We start from the raw sequence: 22,788 nt of genomic DNA on the forward strand, positions 1-22,788 counted from the left end.
AGGGGGATTATATGGCACCATTAGAAGCTATAAACATTGAAAACTCAATACTAGGGAGTATTATACTAGATAATACCCTAGCATATAAGCTAGATGAATTAAGTAAGGATATGTTTTCAGTATCTTACAACAAAGAAATCTTTGAAATAATGAAAAGCTTATATAAAAATAATTACACCTTAGATATACCAACAATAAAAACTAAGTTAGATGAAAGAAAAGTTGATGTAATGGTTTCATACATAAGTAATTTATCATCAATTGGTGAGACTTATGCAATAGATACACATATAAACATATTAAAGGACAAGTTTAAAAGAAAATGTATAAAAAATAGCTGTATGAATTTAATAACTGAAATATTTGAAAATAAAGATATAGATTCATCTCTTTTTAAATTTGAAAATGATATAAAAAGTACAGTAGATCAGGATATAGAAGATAAAGATGATATGAGTTCTATTTGTGAAAGAATACTAGATTTTCTTGAAAATGATAAAGAAACAGGTCTTAAATTTGGAGTACCTTTGTTAGATGATGTTATAGGTGGGCTTTTTAAGGGAGAGCTTACAACTATTGCTGCAAGAAGTGGAGTTGGTAAAACTGCATTAGCACTTCAAATAATGTTAAACTGTGCAAGTCAAGGTAAAAAGGTACTATTTATAAGTAGGGAAATGAGTAATGAGCAAATAGTTATGAGAAATATAAGCAAAAAAACTGGTATAAGTGCTAAAAGTTTAAAGTACAAAAACTTAAAAGAAATAGATAGGAAAAACATTATAGATGTAATGCATGAGTTTAGCAAGGATAACCTAATATACATAAATGACAGAATAAGCACAATATCTCAATTAAAAAGAAGAATAAGACAAGTTAAGCCTGATTTGGTAATAGTGGATTATTTACAGCTTTTAACTGTAGAACAAAACTTACAAAATAGGGAAAGGGAAGTTGCAACTTTATCAAGAGAACTTAAAAATATAACTTTAGATTTTCATATACCAGTTATACAGTTAAGTCAATTAAATGATGAAATGAAGGATTTAAGACCTTGGGGAGAGCGTCCAATGAGAGATAGTAAGGCAATATTTCATGATAGCAACAATGTTGTATATATACATGAGCCAGTACTTTCTGATTTTGAGGAAGCTGTTATAAAGATTAAAAGGGACAAGAAAAGTGTACTTAAAGCAAGGGAAGAGGGAATAAAAATAGTAGATTTAATAGTTGCTAAATGTAGAGATGGAGAAACAAAATTTAGACATTATTGTTACAATGGTCTAAGGCTACATTTTCAACATATAGATTATTAGGAGGATAATATGGATTATATAAAAATGGAAGATATTCCAGAGGAGTTTGTGGGACTTGCTAATTTTATGGGGATAGATAAGTTTATTGAATTTTGTAATGAATATGGTGGTATCGCTATTTATTTTCCAAGTAAGAAGACACTTCTTAGAAATGGAAGAAATAGAGAGATTATAAAAAGATATAATGGAAAAAATATAAAAGATCTTGCAAGGGCATTTGAAATAAGTGAGGTTCAAGTTAGAAATATAATTCGCACAAGTGGGAAGTGTATAAATTAATAAAAAGGATAGCAGCTGCTATCCTTTTTTCATGTTTAAAATATTTTTAGATAGTTCATTTATACTATCTGTTAAAATTGTAAGCTTTCCTTCAATTCTAATAAGTAAGTACATACTTATAGCAATTGGAAAGCCTACATTTGCAATCAGAACTTCTAAATTACCATCCATATATTATATTAAAATACTAAGTCGTAGTTAGTAGTATCAGTTTCAACAACTTTTGCAGAAACTAAAGATGCGAAATCAGCTCCACCAGGTGCAAATATGTTTTTCTCTTTTATAAGTTCCATAGTAGTTTTTACTTCTTCTTCTGTTAAGTCTTCTCTTGGGTTATCAACTGTTAATGATACCTTTTTATCATCTGTAGTTTTGAAAGTCATAACTAATTTTCTATTTAATTCCATAATAAAATCCTCCTAATAATATTAATTTTAATAATATAAAGTATTTCAAAATTTAAAACCTTAATTTATAGTTATTTAAAAATGATATTTTGAGCAACGGATGTATCAGAAATGCTTCGCCAACACGTTGCTCAAAGTGTGAGCGAGGATATATCATTTGCGAAATGAAATGTTTCGCCGACACGTCGCTCAAGCGAAGCGAATTTTATGCTAAAGTCGTGTTGTCTATTTTAGCTATTTCTAAAACTGGATATTGTTGAAGAGATTCTATAGCACTTGCTACTTCATATACATCTTCATTTGATGCACTGTGTTTTACATTTGAGAATGTTTTGCTTTTTACTTTAGTTTTGCCTGTTGAGTCATCTTTTCCTAAATCAAATTTTAATCTAAGTCCTGCTGGATTATTTAATACTGTAACTGCCATATAAGTTACCTCCTAAATTTTATTTAAGCCATTTGTAAAGCTTATATTTATATATTACTTAGAAAGGTGTAAGCAGGGTTTTAATGTATTTTTCTAAAGTATATTTAAAAGTATTTTCCTCGAAAGTTTTTATACTAAAAACTACAATTATATTAAAGAAAGTTTTTGTTAGGTTTTATTAATAAATTTATAAAAGATGATATGGTATATAATTTAAGTTTAAAATTTTAGGAGGTTAATATGAAAATAAGAAAAGAAGATGTATATGAACATTTAGAAATGTTATATGAAATTGTGGGAGATGAAAAGTATTTAGAGATAATTAGGATGTATGGAGGAAGCAATCTGTATATACCTACTTATAAAGCTACTATTAGAAATAGCAGAAATAGGGAAATTAGAAAAAGGTATAATGGGGTTAATTTAAGTTTGCTTGCTGCTGAGTATGGTATGAGCGTTAATAATTTAAGAAATATCGTTAAAGAAGATTAAAAAGTTATACTATAGTAGTAAAACAGTATATAAATATTATCTAAAGTAAGTTAAATTAGAATAAAAAATAAACGATAAGGTAAAAAAATTATCAAGTGGAGTAAAAACAAATGATAGCAATAGATAAAGCCTTATATACGCTAGAGTAATAACAAGAAACTTAAAGCTAACACTATTAGGTAATTATATATAAGGTAATAAGGTAATATATTTTTTTGCATAAAATCACTAATATATATTTATGAGATAAAATATATAAGTTTGACTATATATTGGAGGCTAAATGTATGAAAATATTGGTTGTATCAGAATCCTTTATAATAAGGGATTCATTAAATCATATCTTAAATGAAATATTGGATACAGATGATATAATAACAGTATCCAATTTAAATAATGTATTAGATAAAGAGCTTTTAGAAATTGATTTTTCATTTATAGATGTTAATAAAAATAACATTAGTATAGTGGAAAGATTAAGCAAAATAAGGAGGAAATTTAAAAGTTCTAAAATAATGATTTTAGATAGCAAAAAAGATATAGAGTTATTTATAAAATCAGTAGACTATGGTATTGATGGATATATATTAAATATAGATGATAAAGATGAATTTATTTATATAATAAATAAAGTATTAAATGGAAAGAAATTTTATGATTCGGAATTACTACAATATACTATACATAATGAAAAAACAAATAATGAAATTGACCTTACTAACAGAGAAAAATGTGTACTAAACTATGTATGTAAAGGTCTTAGCAACAAAGATATTGCAAAAGAATTAAAAGTAACGGATTATACTATAAAAAAGCATATAAGTAATATACTTAGTAAGTTAAACCTTAGAAACAGGCAGGATATAATACTATATGCACAGGAGAATCATATAATAGATGATACTATTTAAAATAGTTAAAGCGGTGATAGTAATGATGTTTTTTATTTTAATTTTTATGGGATATATTACTAAACAGTTTAGATATAAATTTAATAATATTAATTAAAAGCAAGTAAGTTTCTTATGAAATTTACTTGCTTTTTTAGCAATTGATGAAGTTGTTGGTCATATAAATATTGCCATATGTGGTTTAAAGTATTTCGATGAAAGTCCATAAAGAAAAGGGAATTTTTATACTAAAGTAGTATAAAAAATACACCTATATTAGAATTAATGATAGTAATAATACTAATAAAACACTAATATAATAAGTTATCAGAATAATAAACTTTAAAATAATAACATAAATAAAAGGAAGTATTTAGATGTGAGGAAGTATATAGAAAAAGTGGTTAAGTCATATAAATAACTTAATATTTTATGGGGGGATAAGTATGCAAGTTATTGTAATTTCAGAATCTTTAATAATAAGAAAGGGTATAGTTGAAATTTTATCAAAAGAAAGTTGTGTAGATACTGTTAAAGAAAGTCATAGATATACAGATATATATAACGGTGAATATGATTTATTAGTTATAGATTTAAACAAAAATAACAAACAGTATTTACATGATATTGAAAAACTAAAAAAAGAAAAAAATATAAAGGTTATGGTTTTAGATTTTTATGAAGACAGAGTATTGTTTTCAAAGTGTATGAAAGCTGGAATTGATGGATACATATTAGCTAATATAGACTCAGAAGATATTGGATATGCTGTTAAGCAGTTGAGCAAAGATAAAAAATATTATGATGCAGAGCTTATAGAAAGCTATATTTCTAAAGATGAAAATGAATGTATGGAAGATTTAACAAAAAGAGAAAGAGAAATATTAATTTGTATAGCCCAAGGAAAAAGTAATATAGAAATATCAAAAGAACTTTTTATAACAGAACATACTGTAAAAAAACATACAAGTAATATATTTTCAAAGCTTAATTTAAAAGATAGAATTCAAGCTGCATTATATGCTTATAATAATGGAATTATAGGATTTTAAGCTCTGCACTATTGTGTATAGCTTAATTTCTATAATTTAAAAACCTGAATTGTATAATTAAATCAGACAAATATATAAACAAAAAAAGACACTTATGATATACTTAGTTAACCTACTAAAATCAACAAAAGGAGTACCAAAAATGTCTTTTAATCATATTAACATAAATCAGCTAACAAATCTAGAAGCAAATTACTATTTAGGCGTGAAAGCAAGAGCTTGCGCTCAAAGAATGAAAATTGGAAAAGATAAAGTTTACAGATATTACAAGCTATTTATGCAAGGACTTACTGTTCAAGAAATATATAATCAATACCTAATAAATAAATCTAGATGTGGAAGAAAGCCCATTGTATTAAGCAAAGAAAAATTAGATGATATCAATAATAAGCTAGAAAATGATTGGTCTTTAGATGCTATCGCAGGAAGAGATAAAATAGATGGAAAAGATGAAAAAATATCAACAAAAACATTATACAAATTAGCAAAACAAGGTGTAATAGATATAAATAAGTTGAGACGTAAGGGTAAAAATAACCCGAAGGGTCATAACGAAACAAGAGGTAAAATTAATACATGTAAAACAATTCATGAAAGAGATGAAAAGTATCCTAATGCTAAAACTAGTATAGAATATGGCCATTTTGAGGGAGATACTATTGTAGGAAAAGCTAGAAAATCAGCTATAGTTACTTTAGTAGAAAAGTATTCAAAATATATTGTATTACTTAAAGCAAGTAGAAAGAGTGAGGATGTTAAAGAAGCAATTTGCAAATGGCTATCATCTTTACATAAGTCGTGTATATCTACTATTACATTTGATAGAGGTAAAGAGTTTTCAAAATGGTCAGACATAGAAAAAGATAGTTCAGTTAATATTGAAATCTACTTTGGAGACCCTGGATCACCAGGTCAAAGAGGGCTAAATGAGAATTCAAATGGAATAGTTAGAAAAGATTTACCTAAGTCTACAGATTTATCTGCATATTCTCAAGAAGAATTAAATATGATTGCGTATAAATGGAATTCTATACCTAGAAAATCACTAGACTATAAAACACCAAATGAGGTTATAAAAGAAGCAACTGGATTTGAAAGCTTACTTACATTTGCTTAGTGATTCATAAGTAATTTGTCTGATTTAAATTGACAATTCAGGAAATATAAAAATATACTAGGAAGTGACAATATGAATAATATAAAAAAAATTACAGTAGCATTAATTTCAATACTAATAATAATACCATTAATGGGAATTGGGTATGTATATTTTAAGTTAAACTCTATATATGATAAAGAAGAAGCAAAACAAATAAATACAACAATTGAAGAGTCAGAAAAAAATAAAAAAAATGGAATAACTAATATACTTTTAGTTGGTGTAGATGGCAACAACATGGAAAAAGGTAATAGATCAGATGCTATGATGATTGCTACAATAGATGAAAAGAATAATGATATAAGAATAACATCATTAGCTAGAGATACTTATGTTGATATAGAAGGATATAGTACTGAAAAGTTAACACATGCATATGCTTATGAAGGAGCAAGCTTACTAATAAATACAATAAAGAATAATTTTGGAATAGATGTAGACAAATATGTAGCCGTTAGCTTTGAATCCTTTGAAAAAATAATAGATATATTAGGTGGCGTTGAAATTAATGTATCTGAAAAAGAAGTTAGCCAAATAAATGGTGTAAGTAATTCGGGTATTCAAACTTTAAATGGTTCGCAAGCACTAGCATATAGTAGAATAAGATATATAGATAGTGCTTATGAAAGAGATAACAGACAAAGAACTGTTATAGAAGCTTTATATAATAAATTTGCAAATGGTTCTAGTGATAATATTATGGAGATAGCAAATGAAGTTCTTAGATACACTAAAACTAATATGGCTCCATTAGAAATAGTATCTATTGCAAATAAAGCTATAAAGATAAAAGATACTGACTTTGATCAAGTTGAATTTCCATTTGAAGAAGCGAGAAAAGATAACAATATAAGCGAAAAAGGTTGGGTAATTGAGTGGGATAAAGATTACAATAAAGATAAACTTAATAAGTTTATATATGATTATGCTAATTACAAAAAGTCATATAATAATTAAAAAGATGTGTAAATTATTTTGAAATCTGTTATGATAGATTTATATAAGAAAAGCTTAGTGCGGGAACACTAAGCTTACCTAGAACATTTATTTTGTTTTGGGACTATCAGATAAAAATTTAGAAAATATTTAAGAATTTAGCACTTATCTTGTGAGGATGGAGTGCTTTTTTCTTTACCTTATAATTTGAATACTGTTTATATTCTTAGCCTTTAAATTTTTTATAAAACACCATAAAAGCATAGACTAAAACTTGAGTAAGTAGTAAAATTTAACAGTAAAATAAAATTTGGGGAGATGTAAAATTGAAAGAATTAATGGATTTATTTTGGACATTTTGTAGGATAGGTGGACTTACATTTGGTGGAGGATATGCAATGTTACCTATGTTACAAAAAGAAGTTGTCGAAAATCGAAAATGGGCAACAGAACAGGAACTATTAGACTACTATGCAGTAGGTCAAGCAACACCTGGAATAATAGCAGTAAATACTGCAACTTTTGTAGGATACAAAGAAAAGGGAGTAATAGGAGCTATGTTTGCAACTTTTGGAGTTGTATTTCCTTCATTAGTTATAATAATGTCTATAGCAGGATTTATAGACAATTTTTCTGATTTAAAAGTCGTTCAACATGCTTTTTCTGGAATAAGAATAGCAGTTGGTGTACTTATACTTAACGCACTTATAAAACTTGTAAAAGGCTCTGTTAAGGATATACTTGGAATAATATTATTTGTAGCTACATTTATAGCATCATCATTTTTAGATATATCTGTAGTTTATATTGTTATAGCTGCAGCGTTAATAGGAATTATAAGTGATTTTGTAAATAGAAAAAGGGGTATTAAGCAATGATTTATATAGTATTATTTTTGGAGTTTTTTAAGGTTGGATTATTTACTATAGGAGGAGGTTTAGCTTCTCTTCCGTTTTTATATGAGTTAGCAGAAAAATATACTTGGATTAATAACTCTATGATTGCTGATATGATAGCAATATCTCAATCAACACCAGGACCTATTGGTATAAATATGGCTACATATGCAGGATTTAAGGCAGGAGGAATACTTGGAGGAATTGTCGCTACATTTGCTATAGTACTACCTTCATTTATTATAATTGTCATAGTTGCAAACTTTTTAAATAAATTTAAAAATAGTAAGTTAGTAGATAGTGCATTTAAAGGTTTAAGACCTGCTGTTACTGGACTTATTGCTGTTGCTTGGTTTGAGATTATAAAAATATCTATAATAAATGTCAGTAAGTTTTTACAAACTAATAATTTATTTGATGTAGTTATAAATTTCAAGGCTTTAATAATATTTTTAGTTATATTTTTCTTAACTAAAAAGTTTGATAAGCATCCTATAGTTTTTATAGGTATAGGTGCATTAGCAGGTATAGTATTTAAATTATAATTTTAGGCTATGTTTTAAATAAGTGTTGAAAAGGGCATTTTCTAATATATAGTATACCCTTATACTAAGATAAAGGATCTAAAATTAAGAGCTCCACAATTCTTATAATCTGTGATAAATATAGTTGATTGTGTATAATATATAAAATTAAACAATGAAAAGGGGGAATTAACTTGAGTAAAAAAATTATTATTGGAGGCTCTGTATTAATTGTAATTGCTGTGTGTTTAGGGGCTATATCTTACTCTTCTAAAATAGCTAATCCATTTGTTGGGCTAAAAGGATTAGTGCAAATATCTATCAGTGGAGAAAAAGTAGAAAAAATTTCAGATAAACCACTAAGATATATAAGTAAATCCTCTGAAGATTTTACAAATCATATGGAATCAGAAGGTTATACTGTTGAGCAATTCGGTAGAGGATTTCAATTACAAAAAGGTAATGAAAGTAAACTATTAGTATCCGAAGGTTTTATGGGGATGTACGAAATATTTAGCGAATAAAAGGTGGCATATAATGCCATCTTTTTATTACTCAAACAGTATTAAATTTCAACGTTGTATTAAAACATAACCTAATTTTAAAATTAATTTTTAGTTTACATAATTAAGTATTTATACTATTTAGGAATAATATTTGTATATTTAAATATTATTTGGTATATAAACTTTTAATAAATCTAAAAAGAAGTCAAAGAGTTTGAATAATTTTTTATTATCTTCTAAAAATAACTGTAGGCTAATGATAGTGAAGATTTTTGTTAGTCATGCTAAGATCGCCCGATCTATGATAAAAGTTATCGCTATCAGGTTATTTATAGGAGGTATAAAAATGGATTTTAAAAATGATGGAATGATAGGTAATTTACCTAAAAATATAAATAAAGAAGTACCAACTCAAAATGCTGATGCAAAGATAATAACAAAGCTTGTAAAGCATGATGGTGATGTCGTTGGGTATGAGTTATCAAATGGTCAAAGGGTAAGCAAGGATGAAGGAATACAAATGGCTAAAATGGGAGAAATAGCAGGGGTTGCTGTTGCTACTAGAAAAGGAAATGAGTATTTAAGAAGTTTACCAGATGAAAATGAAAATAACAATTTAGGTAATTTACCTAGTATAACTGATTAGTAAAAAAGGTCTAAGATATATTATTATCTTAGACCTTTTTTAAATGAAGTATTTTACAGGCACGTCACTTTAGAAAATGTAAATTGTTGGAGACAAGAGTAAAGCTAATTTTAATCATTTTTCATTTGCATCATTAAAAAATGAATCAATCCCCATGGAAAATTAGGTGAATTAGCTTGAGTTACACATTCAACATTAAGAATTAAAGAAGCATCTAACACTATATACTCAGGAGTTTTACCATCTCTTACTCTATAACCCTTAATATTATTATTTTTTCTATCTATTTCAGTAACTAAAAAAGGAAATGAAATTCTGTTTACACATTTACCATTTTCAAGTTTTGTACATTGAGTTATTCTAACTACGCCATTACAAGATTTTATCATATCAAATATTGTAGGCTTTTCTTCTGGTTTATTATCAGGTTTATTTGATTTTATACATTCTACTTTTAGTATTTGGTCAGCTTTTAATACTATATCTTCATATGGTTTATCATCTTTTAATATAGTTCCTTCTATAAAATCACAAGTTTTATATAATCTTTTTATTTGTATAACATTTGTCTTAGTATTCATACACTGTCCATCAATTCTTAAAGAGCAGTAAGTAATTTTTAATATTTTGCTATTACACTGTTCAATTGCTTGATAAATATCATAAGGATTTAATGTCTTTAAATTAAAGTCAGGTCTTACATAATAGCTCAAAATAATCCCTCCCCTTGATAAAAAGCTGTCTATATTATACTATGACAAAGATTTAGAATAGTTACTTTTATTATCTATATTGACATTGGAATATAAAGGAAGTAAAATGTAATTACAGGTGTATATACAGTAGAAGAAAAGGGGGATTTTATGAACAGTAAGTTAAACACAAAAGAAGTTATTATGGCAGCATTACTATGCGCTATAGGAATTATGATACCAATGATTTCACCAATAAAGATAGTGCTTGAACCAGCATCATTTACATTGGCAAGCCATGTTGCAATATTTATAGCTATGTTTATATCAACAAAAGTGGCACTACTTGTTACAGTAGGAACAACTATAGGATTTTTTATAGGAGGTTTTCCGATAGTTGTAGTGGCAAGAGCATTAAGTCATTTAGTTTTTGTAATTGTTGGAATGAGTTTAATTAAAAATAAGGAAAGTATTACTATTAAAGGATCTTTAGGAAGTTCATTTATTATAGGGGTGATACATGGTATTTGTGAAGTTTTAGTTGTTATACCATTTTATTTTAATTCATCTTTATCTCCAGCATATTATGATAAAGGCTTTTTACAGGGAGTTATATTATTAGTAGGAGTAGGAACGGTTATACATAGTATGTTAGATTTCTCTTTATCAGTATATATATGGAACTTACTTCCGAAAGGATTTGTAAATAAAATAGGTAAAGAAGAAAAATTAGGGAAAGTGCAAAAAGTCTAGGATATCCTAGACTTTTTTTAGTGTAAATAATCTATGATATAAATCTTTGATAATTATCACCTTAAATTTTAACTAAAACATATGTATAAATTGCACGCTATTGTCATATGGATATATTTAGAATATAAAAATTAATACTTTACATATAACATAGGAGTGATAATTTGAAGATATTAATTATACATGGAAGTCCAAGAAGGGGTAACACGTGGAAAATACTAAACAAAGTTAAAGAAAAAATAAATGAAGAAATTGATGCAGATTATGAAATAATAGAACTTAGTAAAATGAAAATACCAATGTGTACGGGATGCTTTAACTGTATATTAAAAAGTGAAGAAAAATGCCCACACTATGAAAGTATAAAGTATATAAATGATAAAATTACTTGGTGCGATGCAATGATAATAACATCTCCAGTATATTCACTTCAAATATCAGGTCAACTTAAAAATTTTATAGATCATATGTCATACAACTTTCATAGACCTAAATACTTTAATAAAAAAGCGCTTATAATAACTACAACAGGAGGAGTAGGGGCTAAAGAAATTGCTAATTATATAAAGGAAGTACTTACATTTTGGGGAATAAATACTACTTATAAATTACCAATAGTATATAGAGATAATAATTTAGAAAAATATGATAAGCAAATTGATAAGGTATTAAGTAAATTTATATATACCTTAAAAAATGAAAAAATTAAACCTCCTACTTTTAAAACTGTTGCAAGTTACAATTCATTCAGGGGTATGTCTACAACACTTTATACTAAAGGAAATCCAGACTATGATTATTGGAAAAACAGTGAACTTTATAAATATCCATATCATCCAGATATAAATATAGGTAAGGTAAAGAGCGTATTTGGAAATACACTTTACAAAGTTATTTCAAAACGAATGAAAAATAATAAGAAGATGAAATATAACGAAAGAAAAATTAAAATTATTAAACGACTGCCTAAAGAAGAAGGAGTTAACTAAATTTAGGTTACTGGATTAAGTAAAATAAAAATTAAAAATTTATAGTAAAAACAAACTTAGGAAATTTACAGCTGAATGTAGATGTCCTAAGTTTATTTTTTACGTATNTTTGTATTAGGTCCTCCTATAGGTAATAAAGATAATTTATTAAATGCCATAGATGAGTTTTATAATATGGCAGACTCTTATGGATATACACCGATATTTTGTGCAGTAGATAATAGCACAATTCCACATCTACATTCTATAGGTTATCATTTTATAAAAGTAGGTGAAGATTCATCTGTTGATTTAGAAAACTTCACACTAGAAGGAAGAAAAATGAAGAGTGTTAGAAATGCAATCTCAAGAGTTGAAAAGGAAGGTTATAGTTTTGAAATAGTAAATCCACCATTTAGTGATTCTTTCTTAGATGAACTAAAAAGTATATCAGACAAATGGTTAGGTAATAGAAAAGAACTTAATTTTACAGTTGGAAAGTTTGATAAAAAGTATTTAGAATATTCTCCTATTGCTATAATAAAAAATAAAGAAGGGGAAATAAAAGGATTTTCAAATCTAATGCCAATGTATGATAATAATGAAACATTATCTATAGATTTAATGAGATTTAATGATACATGTAATGGTATTATGGACTTTATATTTGTTAATTTATTTATATATGCAAAAGAAAATGGATACAAAAAGTTTAATATGGGATTAGCACCTCTTTCTAATGTTGGTGAATCAAAACATGCATTTTTAAATGAAAGAATAGCACAACAACTATATACACATAGTAAAAAAATATATTCATTTGAAGGTTTAAAACGCTTTAAGGAAAAGTATTGTACACTATGGGAACCAAGATATTTTGCATATAGAAAGAATTCTAATATATTAGGTATAATAATAAGCTTTTTATTAATGATTTATTTACCTAACAAAGATAAAAGTATAGATAGTAATATTAGTTCTTCTAAAGATGTTTAAATTTTAGATTAACTACATAAAAAGCTACTTCTAATAAAAGAAGTAGCTTTTTATTGTTAAGAATTATTTCTTATATTGAGAAGAAGTTTTGTAAAAACAATTCTTAAATTTAAAAAGATAGTTATAAATAAGTTATTTTATAAGCATTTTAAATTATACCTAATTATGGCTTTTTCCTTTAAATACTATATATAGTATTTAAGTATAAAAATATAAAATAAAAATACAATATATTGTGTCAGGATAAAATTTAAAAGAATATAATAATATAGGATAATTTGACAAAAATGATGATAAGAGGTGTGTTTATGATAAAACTTGAAAAAAGAGATGGCACTTATGAAGTTTTTGACAAAAACAAAATAATAAATGCCATTTACAAGTCAACTATAAACAGCAAATATGGAATAGACAAAAATTTAGGGAAAAAAATAGCTGATAATATAGAAAAAATGGTTAATGAAAATAAGATAAACCTTACAGTTGAAGATATACAAGACAATGTTGAGGTTTTACTTATGGAATCTAATAGAAAAGATGTAGCTAAAAATTACATTTTATATAGAGAAAAAAGATCAGACATAAGAAAATCTAAATGGCAAATGGATGAACTTCAAAAATCTATTTGGGCTAATAAATATCAATATAACAATGAAACCTTTAATGAATGGATAGAGAGAGTATCTGGAGGAAATAAAAAAATAGCAAAATTAATAAGAGAGAGAAAATTCTTGTTTGCAGGAAGAATACTTGCAAATAGAGGATTACCTAAAGACGGCATAAAAGTAACTTATTCAAACTGCTATGTATTAAGTCCTCCACAAGATAACTTAGAAAGTATATTTGATACAGCAAAATATTTGGCAAGAACATTTAGTTATGGTGGAGGGGTAGGTATTGATATATCAAATCTAAGACCAAGAGGAGCACTAGTTCACAACTCTGCAAAAACTACTACAGGTGCTGTATCATTTATGGATCTTTACTCTATGACAACAGGGCTTATAAGTCAAAGAGGAAGACGTGGAGCTTTAATGATATCTATGGATGTAAATCACCCTGATATAGAAGAGTTTATAGATGTAAAAACTGATTTAGAAAAAATAACTAAGGCAAATATATCAGTTAGAATAAATGATGAGTTTATGAAAGCAGTTTTAAATAAATCTATGTATGAATGTAAGTTTAAAGTAAAAGCTGACGGAGAAGAAATAGTAAAAGAAGTTGATGCATATAAGCTATTTATGAAGCTTATAACTAACAACTGGGACTTTGCAGAACCTGGAATACTATTTTGGGACAACATAGAAAAAAATCACTTATTAAGTGAAGATAAAAACTTTAAATATGCTGGAGTTAACCCTTGTGCAGAAGAACCACTTCCAGCAGGTGGAAGTTGCTTACTAGGATCTATAAATTTATCAGAGTTTGTAATTGCTCCATTTACAGAACATGCTATATTTGACAAAGCTAAATTTAAATCTNTGAATATAAGTAATATCAATAACTTTGCAAATGTAAAAAATGACATTTTGAGCAACGGATGTATCCGTAGCGGGAGCAAGGATATATCGTTGGCGAAATGAGCGAAGCGAATTTTTTATTATAGATATATTTTAATATTTAATATGCAAAATATATAAAATTTCATTGATGATTCTACAAAATACTACAAATTATTACAAAAATGTGATTAAATTTTGAAATTTTCGACAAAATAGTTTATTATATGAAGTAAGACAATAAATAAATCTTTTAAGGAGGGTGAATATGGTAAACTTTATAAAAAACAATAAAATACTAGATATAGCAAAAATAGTATTTTTTGTATTAATAGCAGGAATAGTAATAAAAGAATTTGGAAGTATACTAAAATCATTTGACGTGAATTTATTTCTTAAATATGCAAATGAATTATCCTTTGTAAATGTATTAATAATATTAGCACTAGGTATAATTTCATATATACCACTTAGTTTTTATGATTTTGTGTTAAAAAGTAGAGCTAATATAAATCTACCAAACAAAAAATTATATAAACTTTCATGGATAATAAGCTCTATCTCAAGTATAGCTGGATTTGGAGGTTCTACAGCAATATTTTTAAAATCTAATCTTTATAAAGATTACATAGAAGATAAAAATTTACTTATTAAAGAAAGCTCTAGAATATTTGCATTAAATTTTACTGGTTTTTCTATGGTATGTTTAATATATGCTATTTTTAATATTGGTGGAAATTTTAAATTTAATTTAATAAATGTTCTTATTTATGGAATTGCACTATATTTACCATGTTTAATAGGATACTTAACATTTAAATATATTAAAACTAAAGATAAGCAAAATACTATAGATTCTATTAAAATAATGTCAATATCAATCTTAGAATGGATAACAACAATAATTTTAATAGTTTCAATTTTCGCAATATTAAAAACAAATCTTTCTGTATTTAAAATTTTTCCAGTATTCGTATTAGCTATAACTGCATCAGTTTTAGGTATGACTCCAGGAGGAATAGGTACATTTGATGTAACTATGATAATAGGGTTAGAAGCACTTGGGGTTCCTTCAGAAAAAGTTCTTTTAGCATTATTTTTATACAGAATAAGTTACTACATTGTACCATTATTAATAGGTTTAGGACTTTATGCACATGAACTAAATAATTTTATAAGTACAGAAGCTAAGGAATTAATAAAAGTAATTAGTTCTAAATTTTCATATTATATACTAGTTATATCAATATTTATATGTGGTATTTTGGCTATAGCATTACCTACTTATAATTATTTAAATATTAATAATAAAATAGATGTTAGTAAGATGATGTATTTTGAAGAACTTTCTAATGATTTGAGTATAATACTAGGTATAATATTATTAATTTTATCAAAATTACTATGGAATAAAAATAAATCTATATATAAATTAACGTTAACAGCTCTTACACTTTTTATGTTAACTGCTATGTATTTAAATTTTAGATATACAGAAATACTATTTTTAGTGTTAGTAATAGCAATATTAATTGCAAGTAAAAAAGAGTTTTATAGAGTTAGTTATGTTATAAAACGTAGTCAAATACTTAGGCTTATATTAGTGATGATATCATCTTATTTTATGTATCAATTGTGTTTTAGTGGAGGCAAACTTGATGTATTTGAAATATTGTTGCCTTGTGTTTGTATTGCATTATTTATTGTAACTATTATGATGACAATTGCCTATTTCAGAAATAGAAAAAGTAAAATCAATAGAATTAAATTAGAAGATTGCGAAGACGATATTATAGATATAATTAAAAGATTTGGAGGAACACCTTATACACATTATGTTTATTTAAATGATAAAAAAATATATATAAATAAAGAAAAAGATGTATTTTTCCAATTTGAAATATATGAAGATAAATTATTTGTATTAGGTCCTCCTATAGGTAATAAAGATAATTTATTAAATGCCATAGATGAGTTTTATAATATGGCAGACTCTTATGGATATACACCGATATTTTGTGCAGTAGATAATAGCACAATTCCACATCTACATTCTATAGGTTATCATTTTATAAAAGTAGGTGAAGATTCATCTGTTGATTTAGAAAACTTCACACTAGAAGGAAGAAAAATGAAGAGTGTTAGAAATGCAATCTCAAGAGTTGAAAAGGAAGGTTATAGTTTTGAAATAGTAAATCCACCATTTAGTGATTCTTTCTTAGATGAACTAAAAAGTATATCAGACAAATGGTTAGGTAATAGAAAAGAACTTAATTTTACAGTTGGAAAGTTTGATAAAAAGTATTTAGAATATTCTCCTATTGCTATAATAAAAAATAAAGAAGGGGAAATAAAAGGATTTTCAAATCTAATGCCAATGTATGATAATAATGAAACATTATCTATAGATTTAATGAGATTTAATGATACATGTAATGGTATTATGGACTTTATATTTGTTAATTTATTTATATATGCAAAAGAAAATGGATACAAAAAGTTTAATATGGGATTAGCACCTCTTTCTAATGTTGGTGAATCAAAACATGCATTTTTAAATGAAAGAATAGCACAACAACTATATACACATAGTAAAAAAATATATTCATTTGAAGGTTTAAAACGCTTTAAGGAAAAGTATTGTACACTATGGGAACCAAGATATTTTGCATATAGAAAGAATTCTAATATATTAGGTATAATAATAAGCTTTTTATTAATGATTTATTTACCTAACAAAGATAAAAGTATAGATAGTAATATTAGTTCTTCTAAAGATGTTTAAATTTTAGATTAACTACATAAAAAGCTACTTCTAATAAAAGAAGTAGCTTTTTATTGTTAAGAATTATTTCTTATATTGAGAAGAAGTTTTGTAAAAACAATTCTTAAATTTAAAAAGATAGTTATAAATAAGTTATTTTATAAGCATTTTAAATTATACCTAATTATGGCTTTTTCCTTTAAATACTATATATAGTATTTAAGTATAAAAATATAAAATAAAAATACAATATATTGTGTCAGGATAAAATTTAAAAGAATATAATAATATAGGATAATTTGACAAAAATGATGATAAGAGGTGTGTTTATGATAAAACTTGAAAAAAGAGATGGCACTTATGAAGTTTTTGACAAAAACAAAATAATAAATGCCATTTACAAGTCAACTATAAACAGCAAATATGGAATAGACAAAAATTTAGGGAAAAAAATAGCTGATAATATAGAAAAAATGGTTAATGAAAATAAGATAAACCTTACAGTTGAAGATATACAAGACAATGTTGAGGTTTTACTTATGGAATCTAATAGAAAAGATGTAGCTAAAAATTACATTTTATATAGAGAAAAAAGATCAGACATAAGAAAATCTAAATGGCAAATGGATGAACTTCAAAAATCTATTTGGGCTAATAAATATCAATATAACAATGAAACCTTTAATGAATGGATAGAGAGAGTATCTGGAGGAAATAAAAAAATAGCAAAATTAATAAGAGAGAGAAAATTCTTGTTTGCAGGAAGAATACTTGCAAATAGAGGATTACCTAAAGACGGCATAAAAGTAACTTATTCAAACTGCTATGTATTAAGTCCTCCACAAGATAACTTAGAAAGTATATTTGATACAGCAAAATATTTGGCAAGAACATTTAGTTATGGTGGAGGGGTAGGTATTGATATATCAAATCTAAGACCAAGAGGAGCACTAGTTCACAACTCTGCAAAAACTACTACAGGTGCTGTATCATTTATGGATCTTTACTCTATGACAACAGGGCTTATAAGTCAAAGAGGAAGACGTGGAGCTTTAATGATATCTATGGATGTAAATCACCCTGATATAGAAGAGTTTATAGATGTAAAAACTGATTTAGAAAAAATAACTAAGGCAAATATATCAGTTAGAATAAATGATGAGTTTATGAAAGCAGTTTTAAATAAATCTATGTATGAATGTAAGTTTAAAGTAAAAGCTGACGGAGAAGAAATAGTAAAAGAAGTTGATGCATATAAGCTATTTATGAAGCTTATAACTAACAACTGGGACTTTGCAGAACCTGGAATACTATTTTGGGACAACATAGAAAAAAATCACTTATTAAGTGAAGATAAAAACTTTAAATATGCTGGAGTTAACCCTTGTGCAGAAGAACCACTTCCAGCAGGTGGAAGTTGCTTACTAGGATCTATAAATTTATCAGAGTTTGTAATTGCTCCATTTACAGAACATGCTATATTTGACAAAGCTAAATTTAAATCTTGTGTTAGAGATTGTGTAGTTGGACTAAATGAAGTATTAGAAGAAGGATTAGACCTTCACCCACTAAAAGAACAAAGAGAAAGTGTATCAAAATACAGACAAATAGGTCTTGGCGTTATGGGTATTGCAGATATGCTTATAAAGCTTAATATAAGATATGGGTCAGATGAAGCTATTAAATTATGTGAAGAACTATCAAATATAATGTTAAATGAAGCAGTAAAACAATCAGCACTTCTAGCTAAGGAATATGGACCTTATGAAAAATATAATGAAAAGGCTTTATTTAAATCAAGTTTCTTTATAAAGAATGTAAAAGAAGATGTAAAAGATTTAGTAAAAAAATATGGACTTAGAAATTCACAACTTCTTACAATACCACCAACAGGGTCAATATCAACAATGCTTGGGGTAAGTGGTGGAATCGAGCCGATGTTTAATTTATCTTACTTTAGAAAAACAGAAAGCTTACACAATGAAGATGTATACTATAAAGTATATACTCCTATAGTAAAAGAGTATATGGATATAAATGAAATAACTAATGAAGAAGATTTAGGCGATATATTTGTAACTGCTATGAACTTAAAACCAGAAGAAAGAATAAAAATGCAAAAGGCATGGCAAATAAATATAGATGCATCAATATCATCAACAATAAATCTTCCATATGAAGCAACCGTTGAAGATGTTTACAATATATATGTAAGTGCATGGAAAAATAATTTAAAAGGAATAACAATATATCGTGATGGATGCAAAAGAAGTGGAGTACTTTTAAATGAAAAACCTAAAGAAAATAAAAAAGATAATTCATATGAAGAAATAGAGAAAGAAGAAAAAATAAATGAAGAAGAAACAGAAAAATTTGTATGTCCAGAGTGTGGCAATGAATCTATAATACCTACTGGTGGATGTGGAATATGTCTACAATGTGGATATAGTAAATGTAATTAAAGGAAGGAATATATTTATTAAATTTACAAATACTATTGATGATAAACTTAAACAGGAGGAAAGCTATGAAAGCAAATAAAATGGTAGTTGCAGCATTATCATTAGCATTATCCTTATCAATGGTAGCTTGTAATAAAAAAGAAAATACACCAGCAAATGGTGCTAAAACAACAACAGAACAAAATACTGCAGATACTACAAATAATGCAAACAATGATTATGTAGAAAAATACTCAAGATTTTATGGAGATACTTTAGGTAATTTAGGTAATTACAGAATGTATGAAACACCAGAAGCTACAACTGAGTACTACAAAACTAATCAATACCCAGGAAATGAAAAATACGTAGAAGAATTAAAAGCAGCATACAAAGATTCAAGAGATAAAATACAAACATTTGTTGATGATTTAAAAAATGATGCAAAAACAGATGATAAAGAAATTTCAGATATGAATCAAAAGTTAATAGCTGAAGGTGAAAAAACTATATCAAATATAGATGCTAGATTAAAGAATTTAGACAACTTACCTAAGGATATATATAGTAAATCACAAGATGACTTTATAAGAGCAGTTGATGAAGCTACAAAAGTAAAAGATGATACAACAAATGACTTTAACAACTTATTAGATGAAATGAATAAAGCTTTAGGAATAAATCCAAATGCAATGCAAAATCCAGGTACAATGAGCAATACAAATAAAAATACAAATACAGATACTAAAAAATAAATATATATAAGCCTATAAAAATAATATTTTTGTAGGCTTTTTTACTAAATTTAAATAATAAAAAATTTTATGATTAATTAATAACTGCATTAAATAACCTTAATGCAAAATATAGAAAACTAAACTTTTAATAATATCATAATCATAAGATTTAATTCATATTAATACATTTATAGTATAATTTAAAAACATAAACTTGATAGGGGGAAAATCAATTTATGAAAAAATTAAAGATAACAGAAACATCATTAAGGGATGGACATCAGTCATTAATAGCAACAAGGCTAAAAACCAATGAGATAATACCAATACTTGAAACTATGGACCAAGTAGGATATTATGCAATGGAAGTTTGGGGTGGAGCTACATTTGATGCATGTATACGCTTTTTAAATGAAGACCCATGGGAAAGATTAAGACTTATAAGAAAGCATGTTAAAAATACTAAGCTTCAAATGCTTTTAAGAGGTCAAAACTTATTAGGGTATAGAAACTATGCAGATGATACTGTAGAAAAGTTTATTGAATTATCTATAAAAAATGGTATCGATATAATAAGAGTATTTGATGCATTAAATGATGTTAGAAATTTAGAAGCTTCAATTAAAGCTATAAAAAAATACAATGGTCACTGCCAATGTGCAATATCATATACTACAAGTCCAATACATACACCAGAGTATTACTTAGAATTAATAAAAACTATGGAATCTATGGGTGCAGACTCTATATGTATAAAAGATATGGCAGGGGTTTTAACTCCATATAAAGCTTATGATTTAGTAAAACGTATAAAAGAAATGACAGACATTCCTATAGACCTTCATACTCACTGTACAGGTGGAATTGCAGATATGATATATATGAAGGCTGTTGAAGCAGGTGTTGATATAATAGATACAGCAATATCACCATTTAGTGGTGGAACAAGTCAACCACCAACAGAATCACTTTCCTTAACATTTTCTGAAATGGAAAGAAATCCAGGTCTTGATATGGAAAAATTACTACAAGTCGCAGAATATTTCAAACCAATAAGAGATAAATATATGTCTGATAAAATATTAAATCCAAAAGTACTATTAACAGAACCACAAACCTTAAAATACCAAGTACCAGGAGGTATGCTATCTAATCTTTTATCACAATTAAAACAGCAAAATGCAGAAGATAAATATGAAGATGTTTTAAAAGAAGTTCCAAGAGTTAGAAAAGACTTAGGATATCCTCCACTTGTTACACCAATGAGTCAAATGGTTGGGACTCAAGCTTTATTTAATGTGTTAACAGGTGAAAGATATAAATTAGTTCCAAAAGAAATAAAAGACTATGTAAGAGGTAACTACGGTAAATCACCAGCTCCTATAAGTGATGAATTTAGAAAAAAAATAATAGGAGATGAAGAGGTAATAACTGTAAGACCTGCAGATTTAATAGAGCCTGAATTTGAAAAAATGAAAAAAGAAGCAGGGGGCTTAGCTAAAACTGATGAAGATGTATTAGCTGTTGCACTATTTCCACAAGTTGCTCCTAAGTTTTTAGAAAATAAATATAATAAAAAGCCTGTAGAAGAAGATAATAAGATTAAATTTATAAATGTAACTATGTAGAAAATAGGTGATAATATGGGTGAAAATTTAAATTTAATGCAAGCTTTATATGTAACAATATCAAGTATGGCAATGGTGTTTTTAATATTATTAGTAATTTCAGGGATACTTAGTTTATTTAAATATATATTTAAAAATGAAAATAATATAAAAAAATCTAATGCTAACAACACATGTAGAGATTTTGTTAATAACAATTCAGTAGAAGATAATTTTGAAATTGATGAAGAAGAAAAAATAGTAGTAGCATTAGCAGCATCTATAATGGCAGGAGATGGTATACCAAATCCTAATCTTCATATAAAAAGAATAACAAGAATATCATAGTGAATTTAAAATATATAAATAAAAACTAAGATAATAGATATCTTAAAAATTAAAATATAGGGGGATTTTAAAATGAGTTCTAAAACATATCATATAAAATTAAATGGAAAAGTATATGAAGTAGAAATAGAAGAAGTAAAAGAAGGCCAACATGTAGCAGCTACATCTACACCAAAAGAACAGCCACAACAAGAAGTTAAAAATTCACAACCAGTAAGTAATGGAGAGTCTATAACTGCTCCAATGCCTGGAACAATAACAAATATATTAGTAAAAGAGGGAGATAATGTTAAAAAAGGTCAAGTATTAGCTATACTTGAAGCTATGAAGATGGAAAATGAAATAGTAGCACCACATGATGGAGCAGTAAAAGCTATATCTGTAGATAAAGGTCAAAATGTAAATCCAGGTGAGACATTACTTAAAATGGCTTAGTCTATAGGTAAAGGGGGA

Annotated in this window: 25 protein-coding genes; 21 read left to right on the top strand and 4 right to left on the bottom strand. The window is 26.5% G+C overall.

The annotated features are described in order from the left end of the window. Nucleotides 1-11 precede the first annotated feature (11 nt). A complete protein-coding gene (locus tag BN7997_RS06575; RefSeq protein WP_071120045.1) occupies nt 12-1,313 on the top strand; it encodes a replicative DNA helicase in 1,302 nt (433 codons plus the stop codon). Nucleotides 1,314-1,322: 9 nt separating this feature from the next. Continuing rightward, nucleotides 1,323-1,592, top strand: a complete 270-nt coding sequence (locus tag BN7997_RS06580; protein ID WP_071120046.1) for a Mor transcription activator family protein — start codon at nt 1,323-1,325, stop codon at nt 1,590-1,592. 18 nt (nt 1,593-1,610) lie between these two features. On the opposite strand, the gene BN7997_RS06585 is transcribed toward BN7997_RS06580, so the two are convergent. From BN7997_RS06585 to BN7997_RS06595, 3 genes are all read right to left on the bottom strand, one after another. Beyond that, nucleotides 1,611-1,763, bottom strand: coding sequence for a YvrJ family protein (locus BN7997_RS06585; RefSeq protein WP_071120047.1), 153 nt, complete (start codon nt 1,761-1,763; stop codon nt 1,611-1,613). Between the two features lie 8 nt (nt 1,764-1,771). After that, nucleotides 1,772-1,999, bottom strand: coding sequence for a DUF2922 domain-containing protein (locus tag BN7997_RS06590; protein WP_071120048.1), 228 nt, complete (start codon nt 1,997-1,999; stop codon nt 1,772-1,774). A 205-nt stretch (nt 2,000-2,204) separates the two neighbouring features. Next, nucleotides 2,205-2,426, bottom strand: a complete 222-nt coding sequence (locus BN7997_RS06595; protein WP_071120049.1) for a DUF1659 domain-containing protein — start codon at nt 2,424-2,426, stop codon at nt 2,205-2,207. Between the two features lie 240 nt (nt 2,427-2,666). Here BN7997_RS06595 and BN7997_RS06600 point away from each other — a divergent pair, with 240 nt between their 5' ends. The 9 genes from BN7997_RS06600 (at nt 2,667) to BN7997_RS06640 (ending at nt 9,527) form a co-directional block, all read left to right on the top strand. Then, complete coding sequence (locus tag BN7997_RS06600; RefSeq protein WP_071120050.1) at nt 2,667-2,918, top strand: Mor transcription activator family protein; 252 nt, start codon at nt 2,667-2,669, stop codon at nt 2,916-2,918. Between the two features lie 287 nt (nt 2,919-3,205). Then, complete coding sequence (locus tag BN7997_RS06605; protein WP_071120051.1) at nt 3,206-3,829, top strand: response regulator transcription factor; 624 nt, start codon at nt 3,206-3,208, stop codon at nt 3,827-3,829. A 425-nt stretch (nt 3,830-4,254) separates the two neighbouring features. After that, nucleotides 4,255-4,860, top strand: a complete 606-nt coding sequence (locus BN7997_RS16200) for a response regulator transcription factor (RefSeq protein ID WP_071120052.1) — start codon at nt 4,255-4,257, stop codon at nt 4,858-4,860. A gap of 142 nt (nt 4,861-5,002) precedes the next feature. Then, complete coding sequence (locus tag BN7997_RS06615; protein WP_071119190.1) at nt 5,003-5,977, top strand: IS30 family transposase; 975 nt, start codon at nt 5,003-5,005, stop codon at nt 5,975-5,977. A gap of 72 nt (nt 5,978-6,049) precedes the next feature. Continuing rightward, complete coding sequence (locus BN7997_RS06620; RefSeq protein WP_071120053.1) at nt 6,050-6,976, top strand: LCP family protein; 927 nt, start codon at nt 6,050-6,052, stop codon at nt 6,974-6,976. Between the two features lie 305 nt (nt 6,977-7,281). Continuing rightward, a complete protein-coding gene (locus BN7997_RS06625) occupies nt 7,282-7,833 on the top strand; it encodes a chromate transporter (protein WP_071120054.1) in 552 nt (183 codons plus the stop codon). Further along, the gene (locus BN7997_RS06630) at nt 7,830-8,396 is read left to right on the top strand and encodes a chromate transporter (protein ID WP_071120055.1); all 567 of its coding nucleotides are present in this window, start codon (nt 7,830-7,832) and stop codon (nt 8,394-8,396) included. Before BN7997_RS06625 ends, BN7997_RS06630 begins: the two co-directional genes overlap by 4 nt. Before the next feature lie 173 nt (nt 8,397-8,569). Next, entirely contained in the window at nt 8,570-8,899 is a 330-nt protein-coding gene (locus BN7997_RS06635; protein ID WP_071120056.1) for a hypothetical protein, read from the top strand. Nucleotides 8,900-9,227: 328 nt separating this feature from the next. Beyond that, nucleotides 9,228-9,527 (top strand): DUF3892 domain-containing protein, encoded by a 300-nt coding sequence (locus BN7997_RS06640; RefSeq protein WP_071120057.1) that lies wholly within the window; start codon nt 9,228-9,230, stop codon nt 9,525-9,527. 110 nt (nt 9,528-9,637) lie between these two features. On the opposite strand, the gene BN7997_RS06645 is transcribed toward BN7997_RS06640, so the two are convergent. Next, complete coding sequence (locus tag BN7997_RS06645) at nt 9,638-10,240, bottom strand: hypothetical protein (protein ID WP_071120058.1); 603 nt, start codon at nt 10,238-10,240, stop codon at nt 9,638-9,640. A 150-nt stretch (nt 10,241-10,390) separates the two neighbouring features. Between BN7997_RS06645 and BN7997_RS06650 the strand changes: the two genes are divergently transcribed. The 10 genes from BN7997_RS06650 (at nt 10,391) to BN7997_RS06695 (ending at nt 22,770) form a co-directional block, all read left to right on the top strand. Next, on the top strand, nt 10,391-10,972 hold the full coding sequence (locus BN7997_RS06650) for a hypothetical protein (RefSeq protein WP_071120059.1): 582 nt from the start codon (nt 10,391-10,393) through the stop codon (nt 10,970-10,972). 164 nt (nt 10,973-11,136) lie between these two features. Beyond that, nucleotides 11,137-11,961, top strand: coding sequence for a flavodoxin family protein (locus tag BN7997_RS06655; RefSeq protein ID WP_071120060.1), 825 nt, complete (start codon nt 11,137-11,139; stop codon nt 11,959-11,961). Nucleotides 11,962-12,066: 105 nt separating this feature from the next. Further along, on the top strand, nt 12,067-12,936 hold the full coding sequence (locus BN7997_RS06660) for a phosphatidylglycerol lysyltransferase domain-containing protein (protein WP_083335028.1): 870 nt from the start codon (nt 12,067-12,069) through the stop codon (nt 12,934-12,936). A gap of 308 nt (nt 12,937-13,244) precedes the next feature. After that, nucleotides 13,245-14,522 carry an ATP cone domain-containing protein gene (locus BN7997_RS06665; RefSeq protein WP_083335029.1) on the top strand — a complete coding sequence of 426 codons (1,278 nt, stop codon included), beginning with the start codon at nt 13,245-13,247 and terminating at the stop codon, nt 14,520-14,522. 184 nt (nt 14,523-14,706) lie between these two features. Continuing rightward, nucleotides 14,707-17,223, top strand: coding sequence for a bifunctional lysylphosphatidylglycerol flippase/synthetase MprF (gene mprF / locus BN7997_RS06670; protein WP_071120062.1), 2,517 nt, complete (start codon nt 14,707-14,709; stop codon nt 17,221-17,223). Nucleotides 17,224-17,531: 308 nt separating this feature from the next. Further along, a complete protein-coding gene (locus tag BN7997_RS06675; protein ID WP_071120063.1) occupies nt 17,532-19,664 on the top strand; it encodes an adenosylcobalamin-dependent ribonucleoside-diphosphate reductase in 2,133 nt (710 codons plus the stop codon). A 65-nt stretch (nt 19,665-19,729) separates the two neighbouring features. After that, the gene (locus BN7997_RS06680) at nt 19,730-20,398 is read left to right on the top strand and encodes a hypothetical protein (protein WP_071120064.1); all 669 of its coding nucleotides are present in this window, start codon (nt 19,730-19,732) and stop codon (nt 20,396-20,398) included. Nucleotides 20,399-20,616: 218 nt separating this feature from the next. Continuing rightward, nucleotides 20,617-22,008, top strand: a complete 1,392-nt coding sequence (locus BN7997_RS06685) for an oxaloacetate decarboxylase subunit alpha (RefSeq protein ID WP_071120065.1) — start codon at nt 20,617-20,619, stop codon at nt 22,006-22,008. A gap of 15 nt (nt 22,009-22,023) precedes the next feature. Continuing rightward, entirely contained in the window at nt 22,024-22,335 is a 312-nt protein-coding gene (locus BN7997_RS06690) for an OadG family protein (RefSeq protein WP_071120066.1), read from the top strand. Nucleotides 22,336-22,407: 72 nt separating this feature from the next. Then, the gene (locus BN7997_RS06695) at nt 22,408-22,770 is read left to right on the top strand and encodes a biotin/lipoyl-containing protein (RefSeq protein WP_071120067.1); all 363 of its coding nucleotides are present in this window, start codon (nt 22,408-22,410) and stop codon (nt 22,768-22,770) included. Nucleotides 22,771-22,788: the final 18 nt, after the last annotated feature.

The organism is Romboutsia timonensis (genome assembly GCF_900106845.1).
Taxonomy (GTDB): Bacteria; Bacillota; Clostridia; order Peptostreptococcales; family Peptostreptococcaceae; genus Romboutsia; species Romboutsia timonensis.

Coding starts and splice junctions, on each gene's coding strand:
- BN7997_RS06575 (WP_071120045.1), top strand. CDS start 12: ATGGCACCATTAGAAGCTATAAACATTGAAAACTCAATACTAGGGAGT.
- BN7997_RS06580 (WP_071120046.1), top strand. CDS start 1,323: ATGGATTATATAAAAATGGAAGATATTCCAGAGGAGTTTGTGGGACTT.
- BN7997_RS06585 (WP_071120047.1), bottom strand. CDS start 1,763: ATGGATGGTAATTTAGAAGTTCTGATTGCAAATGTAGGCTTTCCAATT.
- BN7997_RS06590 (WP_071120048.1), bottom strand. CDS start 1,999: ATGGAATTAAATAGAAAATTAGTTATGACTTTCAAAACTACAGATGAT.
- BN7997_RS06595 (WP_071120049.1), bottom strand. CDS start 2,426: ATGGCAGTTACAGTATTAAATAATCCAGCAGGACTTAGATTAAAATTT.
- BN7997_RS06600 (WP_071120050.1), top strand. CDS start 2,667: ATGAAAATAAGAAAAGAAGATGTATATGAACATTTAGAAATGTTATAT.
- BN7997_RS06605 (WP_071120051.1), top strand. CDS start 3,206: ATGAAAATATTGGTTGTATCAGAATCCTTTATAATAAGGGATTCATTA.
- BN7997_RS16200 (WP_071120052.1), top strand. CDS start 4,255: ATGCAAGTTATTGTAATTTCAGAATCTTTAATAATAAGAAAGGGTATA.
- BN7997_RS06615 (WP_071119190.1), top strand. CDS start 5,003: ATGTCTTTTAATCATATTAACATAAATCAGCTAACAAATCTAGAAGCA.
- BN7997_RS06620 (WP_071120053.1), top strand. CDS start 6,050: ATGAATAATATAAAAAAAATTACAGTAGCATTAATTTCAATACTAATA.
- BN7997_RS06630 (WP_071120055.1), top strand. CDS start 7,830: ATGATTTATATAGTATTATTTTTGGAGTTTTTTAAGGTTGGATTATTT.
- BN7997_RS06640 (WP_071120057.1), top strand. CDS start 9,228: ATGGATTTTAAAAATGATGGAATGATAGGTAATTTACCTAAAAATATA.
- BN7997_RS06650 (WP_071120059.1), top strand. CDS start 10,391: ATGAACAGTAAGTTAAACACAAAAGAAGTTATTATGGCAGCATTACTA.
- mprF (WP_071120062.1), top strand. CDS start 14,707: ATGGTAAACTTTATAAAAAACAATAAAATACTAGATATAGCAAAAATA.
- BN7997_RS06675 (WP_071120063.1), top strand. CDS start 17,532: ATGATAAAACTTGAAAAAAGAGATGGCACTTATGAAGTTTTTGACAAA.
- BN7997_RS06680 (WP_071120064.1), top strand. CDS start 19,730: ATGAAAGCAAATAAAATGGTAGTTGCAGCATTATCATTAGCATTATCC.
- BN7997_RS06685 (WP_071120065.1), top strand. CDS start 20,617: ATGAAAAAATTAAAGATAACAGAAACATCATTAAGGGATGGACATCAG.
- BN7997_RS06690 (WP_071120066.1), top strand. CDS start 22,024: ATGGGTGAAAATTTAAATTTAATGCAAGCTTTATATGTAACAATATCA.
- BN7997_RS06695 (WP_071120067.1), top strand. CDS start 22,408: ATGAGTTCTAAAACATATCATATAAAATTAAATGGAAAAGTATATGAA.